This window comes from Thermomonas brevis (assembly GCF_014395425.1).
Taxonomy (GTDB): domain Bacteria; phylum Pseudomonadota; class Gammaproteobacteria; order Xanthomonadales; family Xanthomonadaceae; genus Thermomonas; species Thermomonas brevis.
This window is the reverse complement of the sequence record NZ_CP060711.1, coordinates 2616691-2632693: the sequence shown is the minus strand read 5'-3', so window position 1 is coordinate 2632693 and position 16003 is coordinate 2616691. Positions and strand designations below refer to the sequence as shown.

Sequence of the window (16003 nt, the reverse complement as noted above, 5' to 3'; positions counted from 1 at the left end):
GCGCAGCCCGGCGCAAAAACGAAAAACCCCGGTTGCCCGGGGTCTTCGATGTCGCGTTCGGCGATGCCGGAATTACTCGGCGGCCTGCGGACGGTCCACCAGCTCGACGTAGGCCATCGGCGCATTGTCGCCGGCGCGGAAGCCGCACTTGAGGATGCGCAGGTAGCCGCCCGGACGCTGCGCGTAGCGCGGACCCAGCACGGTGAACAGGGTGCCGACCGCTTCCTTGTCGCGCAGGCGCGAGAAGGCCAGGCGGCGATTGGCCACGCCGTCGGTCTTGGCCAGCGTGATCAGCGGCTCGGCGACGCGGCGCAGTTCCTTGGCCTTGGGCAGCGTGGTGCGGATGATTTCGTTCTTGATGAGCGACGCCGCCATGTTCGAGAACATCGCACTGCGGTGGGCGCTGGTGCGGTTGAACTTGCGGCCGGATTTCTGGTGGCGCATGGATTGGATTCCTGATGAAGGTTGAAACGATTGGACTTCGCTGTCGCCATCCTGGCGTTGCAACTTGGGCTGCGGTTGGCCCGTGCCGGCATCCCTTGCCGGTCATGCCGCGAACTTAGGTTCGTCGGCGGATACTGCGGTCTTGCAGATGCGTTCGGCGGGCCTTCCAGCCCGTCGAACGGGACGCGGGGCGGGCCGAGGCCCGCCCGCGCAATCAGCCCATCATGCCGTGCGAAGCAACGCCGGCCGGCGGCCAGTTTTCCAGCTTCATGCCCAGCGACAGGCCCTTCTGGGCCAGCACTTCCTTGATCTCGGTGAGCGACTTCTTACCGAGGTTCGGGGTCTTGAGCAGCTCCACTTCGGTCTTCTGGATCAGATCGCCGATGTAGTAGATGCTCTCGGCCTTCAGGCAGTTGGCCGAACGCACGGTCAGTTCCAGATCGTCGATCGGGCGCAGCAGCAGCGGATCGACGCCGGTGGTCGCCGGCTGCTTCGCACCGCGGTCGCGGTGGGTGAAGTCGCCGAACACCGACAGCTGGTCGCTGAGGATGTCGGCGGCGGTGCGCACGGCTTCCTCGGCGTCGATGGTGCCGTTGGTTTCGATGTCCAGCACCAGCTTGTCCAGGTCGGTGCGCTGCTCGACGCGCGCGGCTTCCACCGCGTAGGCGACGCGGCGCACCGGCGAGAACGAGGCGTCCAGCATCAGACGGCCGATCGTGCGGGTTTCCTCGTCCGGGCGGCGGCGCGCGGCGGCCGGCTGGTAGCCGAAGCCGCGGCTGATGGTGAGGCGCATGTTCAGCGCCACGTCCTTGGTCAGGTTGGCGATCACGTGGTCGGGGTTCAGCACCTCGACGTTGTGGCTGGTCTTGATGTCGCCGGCGGTGACGACGCCCGGACCCTGCTTCTTCAGCTCGAGGGTGTCGGTGTCGCCGCTGTGCATGCGGATCGCGACGTCCTTGAGGTTCAGCAGGACTTCGAGCACGTCCTCCTGCAGACCCTCGACCGTGGTGTACTCGTGCAGCACGCCGTCGATCTCGACTTCGGTGATCGCGAAGCCCGGGATCGACGAGAGCAGCACGCGGCGCAGCGCGTTGCCGAGGGTGTGGCCGTAACCGCGCTCCAGCGGCTCGATCACGACCTTGGCGCGGTTGTCGGTGATGCGCTCGATCTGCGGTCCGCGCGGACGCAGCACTTGGGTGGCGGTAACCGTCATTCGTGGAGTCTCCTGCAGGCCCGCGCGGGGGGCGCGGGCCGGTGGCAATGGCTTACTTCGAGTACAGCTCGACGATCAGCGCTTCGTTGATGTCGCTGGGCAGGTCGGCGCGATCCGGCACGGCCTTGAAGACGCCGGCGAACTTGTTCGCATCGACTTCGACCCACGAGGGCGACAGGTTCATCTGCTCGGAGACCGTCAGCGACTCCTTGACGCGCATCTGCTTCTGCGCCTTCTCGGACAGGGCGATCGCGTCGCCGGCCTTGACCGCGTACGACGGCAGGTTGACCGGCTTGCCGTTCACGGTCACGCCGCGGTGGCTGACCAGCTGGCGGGCGGCCGGACGGGTGACCGCGAAGCCCATGCGGTAGACGACGTTGTCCAGGCGGGTTTCCAGCAGCTGCAGGAGGTTCTCGCCGGTGTTGCCCTTCTTGGTGGCGGCCTTCTTGTAGTAGTTGCGGAACTGGCGCTCCAGCAGACCGTAGATGCGCTTGACCTTCTGCTTCTCGCGCAGCTGGGTGGCGTAGTCGGACAGCTTGCCCTTGCGGGCGGTGGCGCCGTGCTGGCCGGGCTTCTGCTCCAGCTTGCACTTGGAATCGAGCGCGCGCGCCGGCGACTTCAGCGACAGGTCGGTGCCTTCGCGGCGGGCGAGCTTACAGGTGGGACCGATATAACGAGCCATGTTCTAGTGCTCCCGCGCGTCAGACGCGACGCTTCTTCGGCGGACGGCACCCGTTGTGCGGGATCGGCGTCACGTCGATGATGTTGAGGATCTTGTAGCCGACGTTGTTCAGCGAACGCACGGCGGATTCGCGGCCCGGACCCGGACCCTTGATGCGGACTTCCAGCGACTTCACGCCGTAGTCCAGGGCGGCCTTGCCCGCCTTTTCGGCGGCGACCTGCGCGGCGAACGGGGTGGACTTGCGCGAACCGCGGAAGCCCGCGCCGCCCGAAGTCGCCCAGCTCAGCGCATTGCCCTGGCGGTCGGTGATGGTCACGATGGTGTTGTTGAACGAAGCGTGGACGTGCGCGATGCCGTCGGTGACGACGCGCTTGACCTTCTTCTTGGTCTTGGTGGCAGCAGCCGGCTTGGCCATGGTCTGGATTCCTTACTTCTTGATGGCCTTGCGCGGGCCCTTGCGGGTGCGCGCGTTGGTACGGGTGCGCTGGCCGCGCAGCGGCAGGCCGCGGCGATGGCGCAGGCCGCGGTAGCAGCCGAGGTCCATCAGGCGCTTGATCGCCATGCCGATCTCGCGGCGCAGGTCGCCTTCGACGACATACTTGCCGACTTCGGCGCGCAGGCGCTCGACTTCCGGCTCGGACAGGTCACGGATCTTGGTGGACGAGCTCACGCCCGCCGCATCACAGACCTGCTTGGAACGGGTACGGCCAATGCCGTAGATGCTTTGCAGCCCGACCCAGACATGCTTCTGGGCAGGCAGGTTGACGCCTGCAATACGCGCCATAAGGCGATCTCCGATAAACGAAATGACGCCGAACCGTGGGGTTCGACGTGGGAAACGTAGAATTGTAACCCAATCCCGACTTGTCAGGAAGCCAAGGCCCGCGGCGGCGCCAAGACCCGGCATGGGGAGTGTGCCCATGCTCCGGCGACGGCTCCGGACTGGCAGCGCGCCAGGCCTTCCGGCCTGGGCCTGCCCGCGCGCTACTCTGGCGCGCGGATCGGTCCGATGCCACCCGCGCGCGGGATCGTCGCGCGGGTCGCCCATTTGCCGGTTCGCGCGTTCGTCGAACCGGCGGTTGTTGCATGCCCGCTCGCCTGGAGGCGGCGGGATCGGAAACGCGGCGCTGCCTTCAGCGCGCGCCGCGTCCCTTCAAGTTGGCCTTCTTCAACAGGCTCTCGTACTGGTGCGACATCAGGTGCGCCTGGATCTGCGCGATGAAGTCCATCACCACCACCACCACGATCAGCAGCGAGGTGCCGCCGAAGTAGAACGAGGCGCCGAGTTCGGTGCGCATCACTTCCGGCAGCAGGCAGACCAGCACCAGGTAGAGCGAACCGGCCAAGGTCAGGCGGGTCAGCACGCCGTCGATGTACTCGCCGGTCGCCTTGCCGGGACGGATGCCCGGGATCAGCGCGCCCGACTTCTTGAGGTTGTCGGCGGTTTCCTGCGAGTTGAACACCAGCGCGGTGTAGAAGAACGCGAAACCGATGATCAGCGCCGCCAGCAGGATCATGTGCAGCGGCTCGCCCGGCGACAGCATCTGGCTCACCTTCTGCAGCCACACCGTGGCGGGGCTGCCGGACTGGCCGAACCAGGTCGACGCCGTGGCCGGGAACATGATGATCGACGACGCGAAGATCGGCGGGATCACGCCCGACATGTTGAGCTTCAGCGGCAGGAACGAGCTCTGGTTCTGGTAGCCGCCGCGGCCGCCCTGGCGCCGCGCGTAGTTCACGGTGATGCGGCGCTGGCCGCTCTCCATGAACACCACGAACCAGGTCACCGCCAGCACGATCGCCAGGATGAAGAACACCGTGATCCACTGCATGTCGCCGCTGTTGGCCTGCTGCAGGGTGTTGAGCACCGCGCCCGGCAGGCCGGCGACGATGCCGGCGAAGATGATCAGCGAAACGCCGTTGCCGATGCCGCGCTCGGTCACCTGCTCGCCCAGCCACATCAGGAACACGGTGCCGGCGGTCAGCGAGACCACCGCGGTCACCACGAAGCCGATGCCCGGGTTGTAGACCACCGGAATGCCGCCGCCGGCGCCCTGGTTCTGCAGGGCGATGGCGATGCCGGCGGCCTGGAACACCGCCAGGAACACCGAACCGACGCGCGACCACTGGGTGATCTTGCGGCGGCCGGATTCGCCTTCCTTCTGCAGCGCCTTCAGGCTGGGCAGGATCTGCACCATCAGCTGCATCACGATCGACGCCGAGATGTACGGCATCACGTTCAGCGCGAACAGGCTGAAGCGCGCGAGCGCACCGCCGGAGAACATGTTGAACATGTCCACCACGGTGCCCTTCTGCGAATTCATCAGCTGCAGCATCGCCTCGGGGTTGACGCCCGGCACCGGGATGTAGCACCCGATGCGGTAGACGATCAGCGCGCCGACGACGAACAGCAGGCGCGAGCGAAGTTCGGTGAACTTGCCCGCGCCCATCAGGCCCGACATTGCACCGGCGGTACGCGACATGCGCCGGTTACTCCGCCAGCTTGCCGCCGGCCGCTTCGATCGCGGCCTTGGCGCCGGCGGTCGCAGCGATGCCCTTCAGCACGTAGGCCTTGGTCACTTCGCCCTTGGCGACGACCTTGGCGCGCTTGGCGGTGCTCGGCACCAGCTTGGCGGCCTGCAGCGCGGCGAAATCGACGTCGCCGGCCGGCAGCGAGTCCAGCTTGTACAGCAGGACTTCGGCGGTGTCCTTCGCCATCTTCGAGCGGAAGCCGATCTTCGGCAGGCGGCGCTGCATGGGCATCTGGCCGCCTTCGAAACCGGCCTTGATCTTGCCCTTGCCGGCGCGCGCGAACGAACCCTTGTGGCCGCGGCCGGCGGTCTTGCCGAGGCCGGAACCGATGCCGCGACCGACGCGGGTGCGCTCCTTGCGGGCGCCGTCGGCGGGCTTGAGCGTATTGAGCTTCATGCGATTACTCCTCGACCTTGACCAGGTAGTGCAGCTGGTTGATCAGGCCGCGCACCTGCGGGCTGTCCTTCAGCTCGCGGACGCTGTTGACCTTGCCCAGACCGAGCGCCTTCACCGACAGGCGGTGGCGCGACTGGGTGCCGCGCAGGCCCTTGACCAGGCGGACCTTGACAGTCTTCTCGTTAGCCATTGACCAGATCCTCCACCTTCTTGCCGCGCTTGGCCGCGATCCGGGCCGGCGAATGCATCGCCTCCAGACCCTTGACCGTGGCGCGCACCAGATTGATCGGGTTGCGCGAACCGACGGCCTTCGCCAGCACGTTCTTCACGCCCACCGCTTCCAGCACGGCGCGCATCGCGCCGCCGGCGATCACGCCGGTACCTTCGGACGCCGGCTGCATGAACACGCGGGCCGCGCCGTGACCGGCCTTCACCGCGTGGAACAGGGTGCCGTTGTTCAGGTCGACGGAGCGCATGTTCTTGCGCGCGCCTTCCATCGACTTCTGGATGGCGACCGGCACTTCGCGCGCCTTGCCATAGCCGAAGCCGACCTTGCCGGCGCCGTCGCCCACCACCGTCAGCGCGGTGAAGGTGAACTGGCGGCCGCCCTTGACGGTCTTGCTGACGCGATTGACGGCGATCAGCTTCTCGATCATGCCGTCATCGACTTTTTCCTCGCGGGGACCGCGATCGCGGCCGCGGGATTCGCGCTGTTCTGCCATTTCGATGTCTCGATTGTTGAGGGGATTTGCGGCTTCGCCGCTTATGGTTGTGGAGTGCTGCGGGTGTTCCGCCTTCGCCGCAACCGGCGGAGGCGTCCGATGCAGGCCGCATCGACAGCGGGCAAGGTACAAGGCGTGGGGCCGGAGCCCCGCGCCTTCAAGCCCTTAGAACTGCAGGCCGCCTTCGCGCGCGGCGTCGGCCAGCGCCTTGATGCGGCCGTGGAAGCGGTAGCCCGAGCGGTCGAACGCGACCTTCTCGACGCCCGCGGCCTTGGCGCGCTCGGCGATCACCTGGCCGACCTTGGCGGCGGCTTCGGCGTTCTTGCCGTTCTTTAGGCCGGCCATCACGTCGGCCTGCACGGTGGAGGCCGAGGCCAGCACCTTGGAACCGTCGTGGGTGAACAGCTGGGCATACAGGTGCTGGCCGGTGCGCAGCACCGACAGGCGCGGCACGCCGAGTTCGCGGATGTGCGCGCGGGTGGACTTGGCGCGGCGCAGGCGAGCGATCTTCTTTTCCATGGTTCTCTTCTCCGAAAGCTGAAGGTTGGGCTTTTCCTGAAAAGTCCGCACAGCGATGTGCGGACTCTTGCGAGGATCCGCCTTTACGCCTTCTTGGCTTCCTTGCGGATGATGGTCTCGTCGGAGTACTTCACGCCCTTGCCCTTGTAGGGCTCCGGCGGACGGTAACCGCGGATCTTGGCGGCGACTTCGCCGACCAGCTGCTTGTCGGCGCCGGCGACCAGGATTTCGGTCTGGGTCGGTGTGGTGATGGTGATGCCGGCCGGCGGAGCGAACAGGATCGGGTGCGAATAGCCCAGCGACAGGCTCAGATCCTTGCCCTGCATGGCGGCGCGGTAACCCACGCCGACCAGCTCGAGCTTGCGCTCGAACCCGGCGCTGACGCCGTGCACCATGTTGGCGACGATCGCGCGCAGGGTGCCGGTGAGCGGCACCAGCGACGGATCGTTGGCCGACAGCTGCGCGTTGCCGTCTTCGACCTTGACTTCGATGCCGGCCGGCTTGGCGACGCTCAGGGTGCCCTTCGGGCCCTTGACGTTGATCGCATCCGGCTGGACGCTGAGTTCGACACCCTTGGTCAGGGCGACGGGCTTCTTGGCGACTCGGGACATGTGCGTTACTCCCTTAGGCCACGATGCACAGGACTTCGCCGCCGACGCCCTGCTGGCGCGCCTGCGAGTCGGTCATGATGCCCTTGGAGGTGGAAACGATCGCGATGCCGAGGCCGTTCAGGACCTTGGGCAGCGCGTCCTTGCCGCGGTACTGGCGCAGGCCCGAGCGCGACACGCGCTTCAGGGTCTCGATCACCGGCTTGCCCTCGAAGTACTTCAGGGCGATTTCAAGCTCGGCCTTGGCGCCGTTCGGGGTCACGCGGGCGTCGGCGATGTAGCCTTCGTCCTTGAGGACGTTGGCGATCGCGACCTTGATCTTGGAGGACGGCATCTTCACCGCCGGCTTGCCGACCGCGGCCGCATTCTTGATGCGCACCAGCATGTCGGCGATGGGATCAGTCATGCTCATGTGGTTTCACCTATGAGTAGCACCGATATCCGCTTTCGCGAAAATCTGTCGGGTTGTGGGCGCCGCGAAACGGAGGCCGCGCGGCATTTTCAGCAGCCGCAAGCCCCGCATCGCTGCGGGGCCCGGGCTTGCTACCGCCGCTTTCGCGGCAGGTAGCGGATCAGTATAGCAGGCTTTCCGCCCCAATGGGGCAGCGGATTACCAGCTCGCCTTGCGCAGGCCCGGCACGTCGCCGTTCATCGTCGCCTTGCGCAGCGCGTTGCGGCCGAGGCCGAACTTGCTGTAGACCGCGCGCGGGCGACCGGTCAGGGCGCAGCGGGTGGTCTGGCGGGACGGCGAGGAGTCGCGCGGCAGCTTCTGCAGCTTGGTCGCGGCCACCATCTTGTCCTCGTAGGACGCGTCCTGGCTGGCGATGACCTTCTTCAGCGCGTCGCGCTTGGCGGCGTGCTGCTTGGCCAGCTTGGCGCGCTTGGCCTCGCGGTTGATCATGGAAGTCTTGGCCATGACGGGTCCTCAGTTGCGGAACGGGAAGCGGAAGGCTTCGAGCAGGGCCTTGGCCTCGGCGTCGGTCTTCGCGGTGGTGGTGATGGCGATGTCCATGCCGCGCATCGCGTCAACGGCGTCGAAGTCGATCTCCGGGAAGATGATCTGCTCCTTGACGCCCATGTTGTAGTTGCCGCGGCCGTCGAAGGAACGGCCGGACACCCCGCGGAAGTCGCGCACGCGCGGCAGCGAGATGTTGACCAGACGGTCGAGGAACTCGTACATGTGCGCGCGGCGCAGGGTCACCTTGCAGCCGATCGGCCAGCCGTCGCGGATCTTGAACGACGCCACCGAGATGCGCGACTTGGTGACCACCGGCTTCTGGCCGCTGATCTTGGCCATGTCGGCCACCGCGTTCTCCAGCACCTTCTTGTTGGTCGCCGCCTCGCCCACGCCCATGTTCAGCGTGATCTTGACGAGCTTCGGAACCTGCATCGGATTGGTGTAGCCGAACTGCTGCATCAGCTTCGGCACCACTTCTTCCTTGTAGAACTTTTCGAGTCGGGTGGTCATGTCAGATAGCCTCGCCGCTGGAGCGGAACACGCGAATGCGCTTTCCATCCTCCAGCACCTTGGTGGCAACGCGCTCGCCCTTGCCCGTCGCCGGGTTCAGGAGCATCACGTTGGAAATGTGGATCGACGCCTCGCGCTCGACCACGCCGCCGGGCTGGCCGGCCTGCGGGTTGGGCTTGGTGTGGCGCTTGACCAGGTTCATGTTGGCGACGTACACGCGCTCTCCATCCACGCGCAGCACTTCGCCGGTCTGGCCCTTGATCTTCTTGTTGCCGGTGGTGATGACCACCTGGTCGCCCTTGCGGATACGGTTCATGTTCTTCCTTCCTCCGCTCAGAGCACTTCAGGCGCGAGCGAGACGATCTTCATGAACTTCTCGGAGCGCAGCTCGCGGGTCACGGGCCCGAAGATGCGGGTGCCGATCGGCTCATGCTTGTTGTTCAGCAGCACGGCGGCGTTGCCGTCGAAGCGGATCAGCGAACCGTCGGGACGGCGCACGCCCTTGCGGGTGCGGACCACCACGGCGTCGTAGACGTCGCCCTTCTTCACCTTGCCGCGCGGAATCGCTTCCTTCACCGAGACCTTGATGATGTCGCCGATGCCGGCGTAACGGCGCTTCGAGCCGCCCAGCACCTTGATGCACATCAGTTCCTTGGCACCCGAGTTGTCTGCGACGTCGAGAAAGCTCTGCATCTGGATCATGGCTGTCTCTCCTGCTTACTCGGCGGCACGGGTGATGATTTCCACCACGCGCCAGTTCTTGGTCTTGGACATCGGCGCGCATTCCGCCACGCGCACCACGTCGCCCTCGTTGCACGAGTTCTCGGCGTCGTGGGCGTGCAGCTTGGTCGAGCGACGGATGTACTTGCCGTACAGCGCGTGCTTGACCTGGCGCTCGACGAGCACCGTCACGGTCTTGTCCATCTTGTTGCTGACGACGCGGCCTTCGACCGTGTGCAGCTTCTTGGTTTGTTCTGTCATGTCTGCCGTTCCTTACTTCGACACGCTGTTTTGCAGCGCGCCAAGCAGCGTGTTGACGCGAGCGATCTCGCGGCGCACGCGGCGGGGCTCGTTGGTCTTGGACGGGGGCAGCTGGCCGGTGGCCTTCTGCATGCGCAGCGCGAAGCGCTCCTTCTGCAGTTCGACCAGGTGGGCCTTCAGTTCGTCCGCCGACTTCTGACGCAGTTGCTTGAGTTCCATCAGCGCACCGTCCGGGTCACGAAAGTGGTGGTGACCGAGAGCTTGGCGGCGGCCAGGCGGAACGCCTCGCGTGCCACCTCTTCGCTCACGCCCTCGATCTCGTAGATCATGCGGCCGGGCTGGATCTGGGCGACCCAGTACTCCACGTTGCCCTTACCGGAGCCCATTCGGACTTCGATCGGCTTCTTGGTGATCGGCTTGTCGGGGAACACGCGGATCCACATCTTGCCGCCACGCTTGACGTAGCGGCTGATGGAACGGCGCGCGGCCTCGATCTGGCGCGCGGTGAGCTGGCCGTGGGCGGTCGCCTTCAGGCCGAACTCGCCGAAGCTGACGGCGTTGCCGCTCCAGCTCAGGCCTTCGTTGCGGCCCTTGTGGACCTTGCGGTATTTGGTTCGCTTGGGTTGCAGCATGGTTTATTCCCTCGCTTCGCCACGGTCGGGGCGGTCGCCACGGTCACGGCGCGGACCGCGCGGACGCTCGCGGTCACCGCCACGCGGTGCCGGGGAATCGTCCTGCTTCTCCTGGCCGATCTGGGTGAAATCGAAGATCTCGCCCTTGTAGACCCACACCTTGATGCCGATGATGCCGTAGGTGGTCTTCGCTTCGGCGAAGCCGTAGTCGATGTCCGCACGCAGGGTATGCAGCGGCACGCGGCCTTCGCGGTACCACTCGGAACGGGCGATTTCGGCGCCGTTCAAGCGGCCGGCCACGTTGACCTTGATGCCCAGCGCGCCCAGACGCATCGCGTTGCCGACCGCGCGCTTCATGGCGCGGCGGAACATGATGCGGCGCTCCAGCTGCTGGGCGATGGACTCGGCCACCAGCTGCGCGTCGAGTTCCGGCTTGCGGACTTCGGTGACGTTGATGTGCGCCGGCACGCCGAGCACATCGGACACTTCCTTGCGCAGCTTCTCGATGTCCTCGCCACGCTTGCCGATCACCACGCCCGGACGGGCGGTGTGGATCGTGACGCGCGCGTTGTTGGCCGGACGCTCGATCAGGATCTTGCTGATGCCGGCCTGGGCCAGCTTCTTGCGCAGCATGTCCCGGACCTTCAGGTCGGCCGACAGGTATTCGGCGAACTGCTTCTTGCCGGCATACCACTTGGAGTTCCAGTCCTTGGCGATGCCCAGGCGGATGCCGATCGGATTGACTTTGTGACCCATGATTACTTGCCCTCGCCCACGATCACGGTGATGTGGCTGGTGCGCTTGGTGATGCGCGTGCCACGGCCCTTCGCACGCGCCATGAAGCGCTTCAGCGAGGGACCTTCATCGACCATGATGGTCTTGACCTTCAACGCGTCCGCGTCGGCACCGTTGTTGTTTTCGGCGTTCGACGCCGCCGAGAACACGACCTTGTAGATCATGCCGGCCGCCTTCTTGTCCGAGAACTTCAGCAGGTCGAGCGCACGTGCCACGGGCAGGCCGCGCACCTGGTCGGCGACCAGGCGAACCTTCTGGGCGGAGATGCGCGCACTGCGCAGGATGGCTTTCGCTTCCATGGTCATCTCCTTACTTCCCCTTCTTGTCGCCGCCATGACCCTTGAACGTCCGGGTCACTGCGAATTCGCCAAGCTTGTGGCCGATCATGTTCTCGTTGACCAGCACCGGGACGTGGTTCTTGCCGTTGTGCACGGCGATGGTGAACCCGATCATTTCCGGCAGGATCGTGGAACGGCGCGACCAGGTCTTGATCGGCTTCTTGCTGTTGCCCGCGGTCTCCACCTTCTTCTGCAGATGGTGGTCGATGAACGGGCCCTTCTTGAGTGAACGTGCCATTGCCGATTAGCTCCTGCGATCGCGCACGATGAACTGCTGGGTGCGCTTGTTCTTGCGGGTCTTGTAACCCTTGGTCGGCACGCCCCACGGGGTGACCGGATGCGGGTTGCCCTGGCCGGCCTTCGCCTCACCACCGCCGTGCGGGTGATCGACCGGGTTCATGGCCGCGCCGCGCACGGTCGGCTTGACGCCGCGCCAGCGCGCCGCACCGGCCTTGCCCAGCTTCTGCAAGCCGTGCTCGTCGTTGCTGACTTCGCCGATGGTCGCGCGGCACTCGGCCGGGACCTTGCGCATTTCGCCGGAACGCAGGCGCAGGGTGGCGTAGACGCCTTCGCGGGCGACCAGCTGCACGCCGGCGCCGGCGGCGCGGGCGAGCTGCGCGCCCTTGCCGGGCTTCATCTCGATGCAGTGCACGGTGGAACCGACCGGGATGTTGCGCAGCGGCAGGGTGTTGCCGGCCTTGATCGGGGCGTCGCGGCCCGCGATCACCTGGTCGCCGGCCTTCAGGCCCTTCGGCGCGATGATGTAGCGGCGCTCGCCGTCGGCGTAGCACAGCAGCGCGATGTGCGCGGTGCGGTTGGGATCGTACTCGATGCGCTCGACGCGGGCGGGGATGCCTTCCTTGTCGCGCTTGAAGTCGATGATGCGGTAGTGCTGCTTGTGCCCGCCGCCGATGTGGCGGGTGGTGATGCGGCCGTGGTGGTTGCGGCCACCCGTCTTGCTCTGCTTCTCGACCAGCGGCGCGTACGGCGCGCCCTTGTGCAGATCCGGCGTCACCACGCGGACGGCCGAACGGCGGCCGGCCGAGGTGGGCTTGAATGTCATCAATGCCATGGACTAGTTCCTCAGGCCGAAGCCGTCATCACGTCGATCGCCTGGCCGTCGGCCAGGGTGACGTACGCCTTGCGCCAGTCGCCGCGGCGGCCCTGGCGGAACTTGAAGGACTTGGACTTGCCCTTCACGTTCACCACGTTGACCGCCTCGACCTTGACGTCGAAGATCTTCTCCACCGCGGCCTTCACGTCGGCCTTGGTGGCGGTCTTCGCAACTTCAAAGACGTATTGATTGGAGACTTCCTGCAGACGCGCGGTCTTTTCGGACACGCGCGGCGCACGGATCACTTCGTACAGGTTTGCGGCGCTCATGCCAGCCACTCCTCGATCTTCTTCACCGCGTCGGTGGTGACCAGCACGGTATCGGCGCCGACCAGCGCGACCGGGTCCAGGCCCTGCACGTCGCGCACCTGCACGTAGGGCAGATTGCGGGCGGACAGGTACAGGTTGTCGGTCGCGTCCTCGGTGACGATCAGCGGACGCTTGCCGGCCTTCAGCTCGGCCAGCTTGGCGACCAGACCCTTGGTCTTGGCCGCGTCGACGTCGAACGACTCGACCACGGTGATCCGGCCCTGGCGGTTCAGCTCGGACAGGATCGACGCAATCGCCGCGCGGTACATCTTGCGGTTCACCTTCTGGGCGAAGCTGCGCGGCTTGGCCGCGAAGGTCACGCCGCCACCGACGAAGATCGGGGCCGTCAGGGCGCCATGACGCGCGCCGCCGCCCTTCTGCTTCTTCGACTTCTTGGTGGTGCCGTTGACTTCCGAACGGGTCTTCTGCGCCTTGGTGCCGGCGCGACCGGCGTTGCGGTAGGCGACGACGACCTGGTGGACCAGGTCCTCACTGAACGCGCGATCGAACACCGCGTCGGACACCGCCAGCGTCTTGCCGTTATTGATGTTGAGTTCCATGATCAGACTCCCTTGCTCGTCGGGCGCACGATCACGTCGCCACCCGGCGCACCCGGGACCGCGCCGCGCACGGCGATCAGGCCGCGCTCGGCGTCGACCTTCACGACCTGCAGGTTCTGCGTGGTCTGGGTGACGTGGCCCATGTGGCCGGCCATCTTCTTGCCCGGGAACACGCGGCCCGGCGTCTGGCGCTGGCCGATCGAACCCGGCGAACGGTGCGACAGCGAGTTGCCGTGCGTCGCGTCGCCCATGCGGAAATTCCAGCGCTTGATGGTGCCCTGGAAGCCCTTGCCCTTGGTGACGCCCTGGACGTCGACGATCTGGCCTTCGCTGAAGATGTCGGCCTTGATTTCGCCGCCAATTTCGAACGCACCGATCTGGTCGGCCTCCACGCGCAGCTCCCACAGGCCGCGGCCGGCTTCCACCTTGGCCTTGGCCAGGTGGCCGGTGGCCGGCTTGGTCAGCAGGCTGGCGCGCTTGACGCCGGTGGTGACCTGCACGGCGCTGTAGCCGTCGGTGTCCACGGTCTTGATCTGGGTAATGCGGTTCGGCGTCGCCTCGATCAGGGTCACCGGCACGGACTTGCCGTCCTCGGTGAACATGCGGCTCATGCCGGCCTTGCGACCGACGATGCCGAGCGAATACTTCTTCGCGCTCATCTCCGGTCTCCTCAGGTCAACTTGATCTGGACGTCGACGCCAGCCGCGAGTTCGAGCTTCATCAGCGCGTCCACGGTCTTGTCGTTGGGGTCGACGATGTCGAGCACGCGCTTGTGCGTGCGGGTTTCGTACTGGTCGCGCGCGTCCTTGTCGACGTGCGGCGACACCAGCACGGTGTAGCGTTCGATCTTGGTCGGCAGCGGGATCGGGCCGCGCACTTGCGCGCCGGTCCGCTTGGCCGTCTCGACGATCTCGCTGGCCGAACGGTCGATCAGACGATGATCGAACGCCTTCAGCCGGATGCGAATCTTCTGGTCCGCCATGGGAGGAATGCCTCGTGTTCTAAAGAGCGACAGGTGCGACGGCATCGATGCGCCGCACCCCGTGAATACAACGGGTCCTGCTGTTTTCCCGCGTCCCTGCATGCGATTCGGCGAGCCGGTCGCCCGGCCCGCCAGATCAGGTTTCCATGAACGCGCCGAAAGGCCACGCCGATATGCTCTGGACAATTCCAAAGCGGACGAGGCCTTGCCACGCGACATCTCCCTGTCTGGCGAACACGAGGCGCTTCCTGCACCTCATTTCGCAACCCTTCGGCAACTCACATTGCGCGAGGGTCTTGCATTCTAACGGAGGGATTCGGGGCTTTGCAAGCCCCGGCTCCGTTTTTTGCCCGTCATTCCCGCGGGAGCTGGAATCCAGCGACGTTCAAGATGCTGGATCCCCGCCTTCGCGGGGATGACGTTCGGGCCAGCCGCGCGCCGAAGCGCGCGGGGCCTCACGTCACTTGATGATCTTGGCGACGACGCCGGCGCCGACGGTGCGGCCGCCTTCGCGGATCGCGAAGCGCAGGCCTTCGTCCATCGCCACCGGGTTGATCAGCGACACCACCATCTTGATGTTGTCGCCCGGCATCACCATCTCCACGCCTTCCGGCAGGGTCACGGCGCCCGTGATGTCCGTCGTGCGGAAGTAGAACTGCGGACGGTAGCCCTTGAAGAACGGGGTGTGACGGCCGCCTTCGTCCTTCGACAGCACGTACACCTCGGCCTCGAACTCGGTGTGCGGGGTGATCGAACCCGGCTTGCACAGCACCTGACCGCGCTCCACGTCGTCACGCTTGGTGCCGCGCAGCAGCAGGCCCGCGTTGTCGCCCGCCTGACCCTGATCCAGCAACTTGCGGAACATTTCCACGCCGGTCACGGTGGTCTTCTGGGTCGGACGGATGCCGACGATTTCGATTTCGTCGCCCACCTTGATGATGCCGCGCTCGATACGGCCGGTCACCACGGTGCCGCGGCCCGAGATCGAGAACACGTCTTCCACCGGCATCAGGAACGGCTTGTCGATGTCGCGTTCCGGGGTCGGGATCCAGCTGTCCAGCGCATCCACCAGCTTGATGATCGCCGGCACGCCGATTTCGCTCTGGTCGCCTTCCAGCGCCAGACGGGCCGAACCCGCGATGATCGGGGTGTCGTCGCCCGGGAAGTCGTACTTGGAGAGAAGCTCGCGCACTTCCATCTCCACCAGCTCCAGCAGCTCGGCGTCGTCCACCATGTCGGCCTTGTTCAGGAACACGACGATGTACGGCACGCCCACCTGGCGCGACAGCAGGATGTGTTCGCGGGTCTGCGGCATCGGGCCGTCGGCCGCCGAGCACACCAGGATCGCGCCGTCCATCTGCGCCGCACCCGTGATCATGTTCTTCACGTAGTCGGCGTGGCCCGGGCAATCCACGTGGGCATAGTGGCGGTTGGCCGACTCGTATTCCACGTGCGCCGTCGAGATCGTGATGCCGCGCGCCTTCTCTTCCGGCGCCGCGTCGATCGCGTCGTAGCCCTTGAACTCACCGCCGAAACGCTCCGCGCCCACCTTCGTCAGCGCCGCCGTCAGCGTCGTCTTCCCGTGGTCCACGTGACCGATCGTGCCCACGTTCACGTGGGGCTTGGTGCGCTCGAACTTACCCTTTGCCATTGTCGTTACTCCAGTAATTCGTGATTGGTGACGGTGACTGGCTTGCGAGGCGCGAGGC

At 65.9% G+C, this 16003-nt stretch carries 28 protein-coding genes; all 28 read right to left on the bottom strand.

Annotated elements, in window-relative coordinates:
* Nucleotides 1-72 precede the first annotated feature (72 nt).
* Complete coding sequence (gene rplQ, locus H9L17_RS12225; protein WP_187569708.1) at nucleotides 73-444, bottom strand: 50S ribosomal protein L17; 372 nt, start codon at nucleotides 442-444, stop codon at nucleotides 73-75.
* A gap of 214 nt (nucleotides 445-658) precedes the next feature.
* Nucleotides 659-1657 carry a DNA-directed RNA polymerase subunit alpha gene (locus H9L17_RS12220; RefSeq protein WP_187569707.1) on the bottom strand — a complete coding sequence of 333 codons (999 nt, stop codon included), beginning with the start codon at nucleotides 1655-1657 and terminating at the stop codon, nucleotides 659-661.
* Between the two features lie 52 nt (nucleotides 1658-1709).
* On the bottom strand, nucleotides 1710-2339 hold the full coding sequence (gene rpsD / locus H9L17_RS12215; RefSeq protein ID WP_187569706.1) for a 30S ribosomal protein S4: 630 nt from the start codon (nucleotides 2337-2339) through the stop codon (nucleotides 1710-1712).
* A gap of 19 nt (nucleotides 2340-2358) precedes the next feature.
* Nucleotides 2359-2754 (bottom strand): 30S ribosomal protein S11, encoded by a 396-nt coding sequence (gene rpsK, locus H9L17_RS12210; RefSeq protein WP_187569705.1) that lies wholly within the window; start codon nucleotides 2752-2754, stop codon nucleotides 2359-2361.
* Nucleotides 2755-2766: 12 nt separating this feature from the next.
* The gene (rpsM, locus tag H9L17_RS12205; protein WP_187569704.1) at nucleotides 2767-3123 is read right to left on the bottom strand and encodes a 30S ribosomal protein S13; all 357 of its coding nucleotides are present in this window, start codon (nucleotides 3121-3123) and stop codon (nucleotides 2767-2769) included.
* A 349-nt stretch (nucleotides 3124-3472) separates the two neighbouring features.
* Nucleotides 3473-4801, bottom strand: coding sequence for a preprotein translocase subunit SecY (secY, locus tag H9L17_RS12200; RefSeq protein WP_425507425.1), 1329 nt, complete (start codon nucleotides 4799-4801; stop codon nucleotides 3473-3475).
* A gap of 28 nt (nucleotides 4802-4829) precedes the next feature.
* On the bottom strand, nucleotides 4830-5267 hold the full coding sequence (gene rplO, locus H9L17_RS12195) for a 50S ribosomal protein L15 (protein ID WP_187569702.1): 438 nt from the start codon (nucleotides 5265-5267) through the stop codon (nucleotides 4830-4832).
* 4 nt (nucleotides 5268-5271) lie between these two features.
* Entirely contained in the window at nucleotides 5272-5457 is a 186-nt protein-coding gene (gene rpmD / locus H9L17_RS12190) for a 50S ribosomal protein L30 (RefSeq protein ID WP_187569701.1), read from the bottom strand.
* Nucleotides 5450-5989: a 30S ribosomal protein S5 gene (gene rpsE / locus H9L17_RS12185; protein ID WP_187569700.1), complete on the bottom strand. Its 540-nt coding sequence runs from the start codon at nucleotides 5987-5989 to the stop codon at nucleotides 5450-5452. The genes rpmD and rpsE overlap by 8 nt, the downstream gene beginning before the upstream one ends.
* Before the next feature lie 165 nt (nucleotides 5990-6154).
* Nucleotides 6155-6508: a 50S ribosomal protein L18 gene (rplR, locus tag H9L17_RS12180; protein WP_187569699.1), complete on the bottom strand. Its 354-nt coding sequence runs from the start codon at nucleotides 6506-6508 to the stop codon at nucleotides 6155-6157.
* A gap of 83 nt (nucleotides 6509-6591) precedes the next feature.
* Nucleotides 6592-7119 (bottom strand): 50S ribosomal protein L6, encoded by a 528-nt coding sequence (rplF, locus tag H9L17_RS12175; RefSeq protein WP_187569698.1) that lies wholly within the window; start codon nucleotides 7117-7119, stop codon nucleotides 6592-6594.
* Nucleotides 7120-7132: 13 nt separating this feature from the next.
* The gene (rpsH, locus tag H9L17_RS12170) at nucleotides 7133-7528 is read right to left on the bottom strand and encodes a 30S ribosomal protein S8 (protein ID WP_187569697.1); all 396 of its coding nucleotides are present in this window, start codon (nucleotides 7526-7528) and stop codon (nucleotides 7133-7135) included.
* Nucleotides 7529-7726: 198 nt separating this feature from the next.
* Entirely contained in the window at nucleotides 7727-8032 is a 306-nt protein-coding gene (rpsN, locus tag H9L17_RS12165) for a 30S ribosomal protein S14 (protein ID WP_187569696.1), read from the bottom strand.
* 9 nt (nucleotides 8033-8041) lie between these two features.
* On the bottom strand, nucleotides 8042-8584 hold the full coding sequence (gene rplE / locus H9L17_RS12160) for a 50S ribosomal protein L5 (RefSeq protein ID WP_187569695.1): 543 nt from the start codon (nucleotides 8582-8584) through the stop codon (nucleotides 8042-8044).
* Between the two features lies 1 nt (nucleotide 8585).
* Nucleotides 8586-8900, bottom strand: coding sequence for a 50S ribosomal protein L24 (rplX, locus tag H9L17_RS12155; protein WP_187569694.1), 315 nt, complete (start codon nucleotides 8898-8900; stop codon nucleotides 8586-8588).
* 17 nt (nucleotides 8901-8917) lie between these two features.
* On the bottom strand, nucleotides 8918-9286 hold the full coding sequence (gene rplN, locus H9L17_RS12150; RefSeq protein WP_187569693.1) for a 50S ribosomal protein L14: 369 nt from the start codon (nucleotides 9284-9286) through the stop codon (nucleotides 8918-8920).
* 15 nt (nucleotides 9287-9301) lie between these two features.
* Nucleotides 9302-9565, bottom strand: coding sequence for a 30S ribosomal protein S17 (rpsQ, locus tag H9L17_RS12145; RefSeq protein WP_114959697.1), 264 nt, complete (start codon nucleotides 9563-9565; stop codon nucleotides 9302-9304).
* A gap of 12 nt (nucleotides 9566-9577) precedes the next feature.
* Nucleotides 9578-9784, bottom strand: coding sequence for a 50S ribosomal protein L29 (gene rpmC, locus H9L17_RS12140; RefSeq protein WP_187569692.1), 207 nt, complete (start codon nucleotides 9782-9784; stop codon nucleotides 9578-9580).
* Entirely contained in the window at nucleotides 9784-10197 is a 414-nt protein-coding gene (rplP, locus tag H9L17_RS12135; RefSeq protein ID WP_036137860.1) for a 50S ribosomal protein L16, read from the bottom strand. The genes rpmC and rplP overlap by 1 nt, the downstream gene beginning before the upstream one ends.
* Before the next feature lie 3 nt (nucleotides 10198-10200).
* Nucleotides 10201-10953 (bottom strand): 30S ribosomal protein S3, encoded by a 753-nt coding sequence (gene rpsC, locus H9L17_RS12130; RefSeq protein ID WP_187569691.1) that lies wholly within the window; start codon nucleotides 10951-10953, stop codon nucleotides 10201-10203.
* 2 nt (nucleotides 10954-10955) lie between these two features.
* Nucleotides 10956-11291 carry a 50S ribosomal protein L22 gene (rplV, locus tag H9L17_RS12125; protein ID WP_187569690.1) on the bottom strand — a complete coding sequence of 112 codons (336 nt, stop codon included), beginning with the start codon at nucleotides 11289-11291 and terminating at the stop codon, nucleotides 10956-10958.
* Between the two features lie 10 nt (nucleotides 11292-11301).
* Complete coding sequence (rpsS, locus tag H9L17_RS12120; RefSeq protein WP_187569689.1) at nucleotides 11302-11568, bottom strand: 30S ribosomal protein S19; 267 nt, start codon at nucleotides 11566-11568, stop codon at nucleotides 11302-11304.
* A 6-nt stretch (nucleotides 11569-11574) separates the two neighbouring features.
* Entirely contained in the window at nucleotides 11575-12402 is an 828-nt protein-coding gene (rplB, locus tag H9L17_RS12115; protein ID WP_187569688.1) for a 50S ribosomal protein L2, read from the bottom strand.
* Nucleotides 12403-12413: 11 nt separating this feature from the next.
* Nucleotides 12414-12713 carry a 50S ribosomal protein L23 gene (gene rplW / locus H9L17_RS12110; RefSeq protein WP_187569687.1) on the bottom strand — a complete coding sequence of 100 codons (300 nt, stop codon included), beginning with the start codon at nucleotides 12711-12713 and terminating at the stop codon, nucleotides 12414-12416.
* Nucleotides 12710-13312, bottom strand: a complete 603-nt coding sequence (rplD, locus tag H9L17_RS12105; protein WP_187569686.1) for a 50S ribosomal protein L4 — start codon at nucleotides 13310-13312, stop codon at nucleotides 12710-12712. The genes rplW and rplD overlap by 4 nt, the downstream gene beginning before the upstream one ends.
* Before the next feature lie 2 nt (nucleotides 13313-13314).
* On the bottom strand, nucleotides 13315-13971 hold the full coding sequence (rplC, locus tag H9L17_RS12100; protein WP_187569685.1) for a 50S ribosomal protein L3: 657 nt from the start codon (nucleotides 13969-13971) through the stop codon (nucleotides 13315-13317).
* Between the two features lie 11 nt (nucleotides 13972-13982).
* Nucleotides 13983-14294, bottom strand: coding sequence for a 30S ribosomal protein S10 (gene rpsJ / locus H9L17_RS12095; RefSeq protein ID WP_005408208.1), 312 nt, complete (start codon nucleotides 14292-14294; stop codon nucleotides 13983-13985).
* 460 nt (nucleotides 14295-14754) lie between these two features.
* The gene (tuf, locus tag H9L17_RS12090; protein ID WP_187569674.1) at nucleotides 14755-15945 is read right to left on the bottom strand and encodes an elongation factor Tu; all 1191 of its coding nucleotides are present in this window, start codon (nucleotides 15943-15945) and stop codon (nucleotides 14755-14757) included.
* Between the last annotated feature and the right edge of the window lie 58 nt (nucleotides 15946-16003).

Bases quoted from the DNA above. Each gene is read 5' to 3' on its own strand.
- rplQ (WP_187569708.1), bottom strand. From the start codon at position 444: ATGCGCCACCAGAAATCCGGCCGCAAGTTCAACCGCACCAGCGCCCAC.
- H9L17_RS12220 (WP_187569707.1), bottom strand. From the start codon at position 1,657: ATGACGGTTACCGCCACCCAAGTGCTGCGTCCGCGCGGACCGCAGATC.
- rpsD (WP_187569706.1), bottom strand. From the start codon at position 2,339: ATGGCTCGTTATATCGGTCCCACCTGTAAGCTCGCCCGCCGCGAAGGC.
- rpsK (WP_187569705.1), bottom strand. From the start codon at position 2,754: ATGGCCAAGCCGGCTGCTGCCACCAAGACCAAGAAGAAGGTCAAGCGC.
- rpsM (WP_187569704.1), bottom strand. From the start codon at position 3,123: ATGGCGCGTATTGCAGGCGTCAACCTGCCTGCCCAGAAGCATGTCTGG.
- secY (WP_425507425.1), bottom strand. From the start codon at position 4,801: ATGTCGGGCCTGATGGGCGCGGGCAAGTTCACCGAACTTCGCTCGCGC.
- rplO (WP_187569702.1), bottom strand. From the start codon at position 5,267: ATGAAGCTCAATACGCTCAAGCCCGCCGACGGCGCCCGCAAGGAGCGC.
- rpmD (WP_187569701.1), bottom strand. From the start codon at position 5,457: ATGGCTAACGAGAAGACTGTCAAGGTCCGCCTGGTCAAGGGCCTGCGC.
- rpsE (WP_187569700.1), bottom strand. From the start codon at position 5,989: ATGGCAGAACAGCGCGAATCCCGCGGCCGCGATCGCGGTCCCCGCGAG.
- rplR (WP_187569699.1), bottom strand. From the start codon at position 6,508: ATGGAAAAGAAGATCGCTCGCCTGCGCCGCGCCAAGTCCACCCGCGCG.
- rplF (WP_187569698.1), bottom strand. From the start codon at position 7,119: ATGTCCCGAGTCGCCAAGAAGCCCGTCGCCCTGACCAAGGGTGTCGAA.
- rpsH (WP_187569697.1), bottom strand. From the start codon at position 7,528: ATGAGCATGACTGATCCCATCGCCGACATGCTGGTGCGCATCAAGAAT.
- rpsN (WP_187569696.1), bottom strand. From the start codon at position 8,032: ATGGCCAAGACTTCCATGATCAACCGCGAGGCCAAGCGCGCCAAGCTG.
- rplE (WP_187569695.1), bottom strand. From the start codon at position 8,584: ATGACCACCCGACTCGAAAAGTTCTACAAGGAAGAAGTGGTGCCGAAG.
- rplX (WP_187569694.1), bottom strand. From the start codon at position 8,900: ATGAACCGTATCCGCAAGGGCGACCAGGTGGTCATCACCACCGGCAAC.
- rplN (WP_187569693.1), bottom strand. From the start codon at position 9,286: ATGATCCAGATGCAGAGCTTTCTCGACGTCGCAGACAACTCGGGTGCC.
- rpsQ (WP_114959697.1), bottom strand. From the start codon at position 9,565: ATGACAGAACAAACCAAGAAGCTGCACACGGTCGAAGGCCGCGTCGTC.
- rpmC (WP_187569692.1), bottom strand. From the start codon at position 9,784: ATGGAACTCAAGCAACTGCGTCAGAAGTCGGCGGACGAACTGAAGGCC.
- rplP (WP_036137860.1), bottom strand. From the start codon at position 10,197: ATGCTGCAACCCAAGCGAACCAAATACCGCAAGGTCCACAAGGGCCGC.
- rpsC (WP_187569691.1), bottom strand. From the start codon at position 10,953: ATGGGTCACAAAGTCAATCCGATCGGCATCCGCCTGGGCATCGCCAAG.
- rplV (WP_187569690.1), bottom strand. From the start codon at position 11,291: ATGGAAGCGAAAGCCATCCTGCGCAGTGCGCGCATCTCCGCCCAGAAG.
- rpsS (WP_187569689.1), bottom strand. From the start codon at position 11,568: ATGGCACGTTCACTCAAGAAGGGCCCGTTCATCGACCACCATCTGCAG.
- rplB (WP_187569688.1), bottom strand. From the start codon at position 12,402: ATGGCATTGATGACATTCAAGCCCACCTCGGCCGGCCGCCGTTCGGCC.
- rplW (WP_187569687.1), bottom strand. From the start codon at position 12,713: ATGAGCGCCGCAAACCTGTACGAAGTGATCCGTGCGCCGCGCGTGTCC.
- rplD (WP_187569686.1), bottom strand. From the start codon at position 13,312: ATGGAACTCAACATCAATAACGGCAAGACGCTGGCGGTGTCCGACGCG.
- rplC (WP_187569685.1), bottom strand. From the start codon at position 13,971: ATGAGCGCGAAGAAGTATTCGCTCGGCATCGTCGGTCGCAAGGCCGGC.
- rpsJ (WP_005408208.1), bottom strand. From the start codon at position 14,294: ATGGCGGACCAGAAGATTCGCATCCGGCTGAAGGCGTTCGATCATCGT.
- tuf (WP_187569674.1), bottom strand. From the start codon at position 15,945: ATGGCAAAGGGTAAGTTCGAGCGCACCAAGCCCCACGTGAACGTGGGC.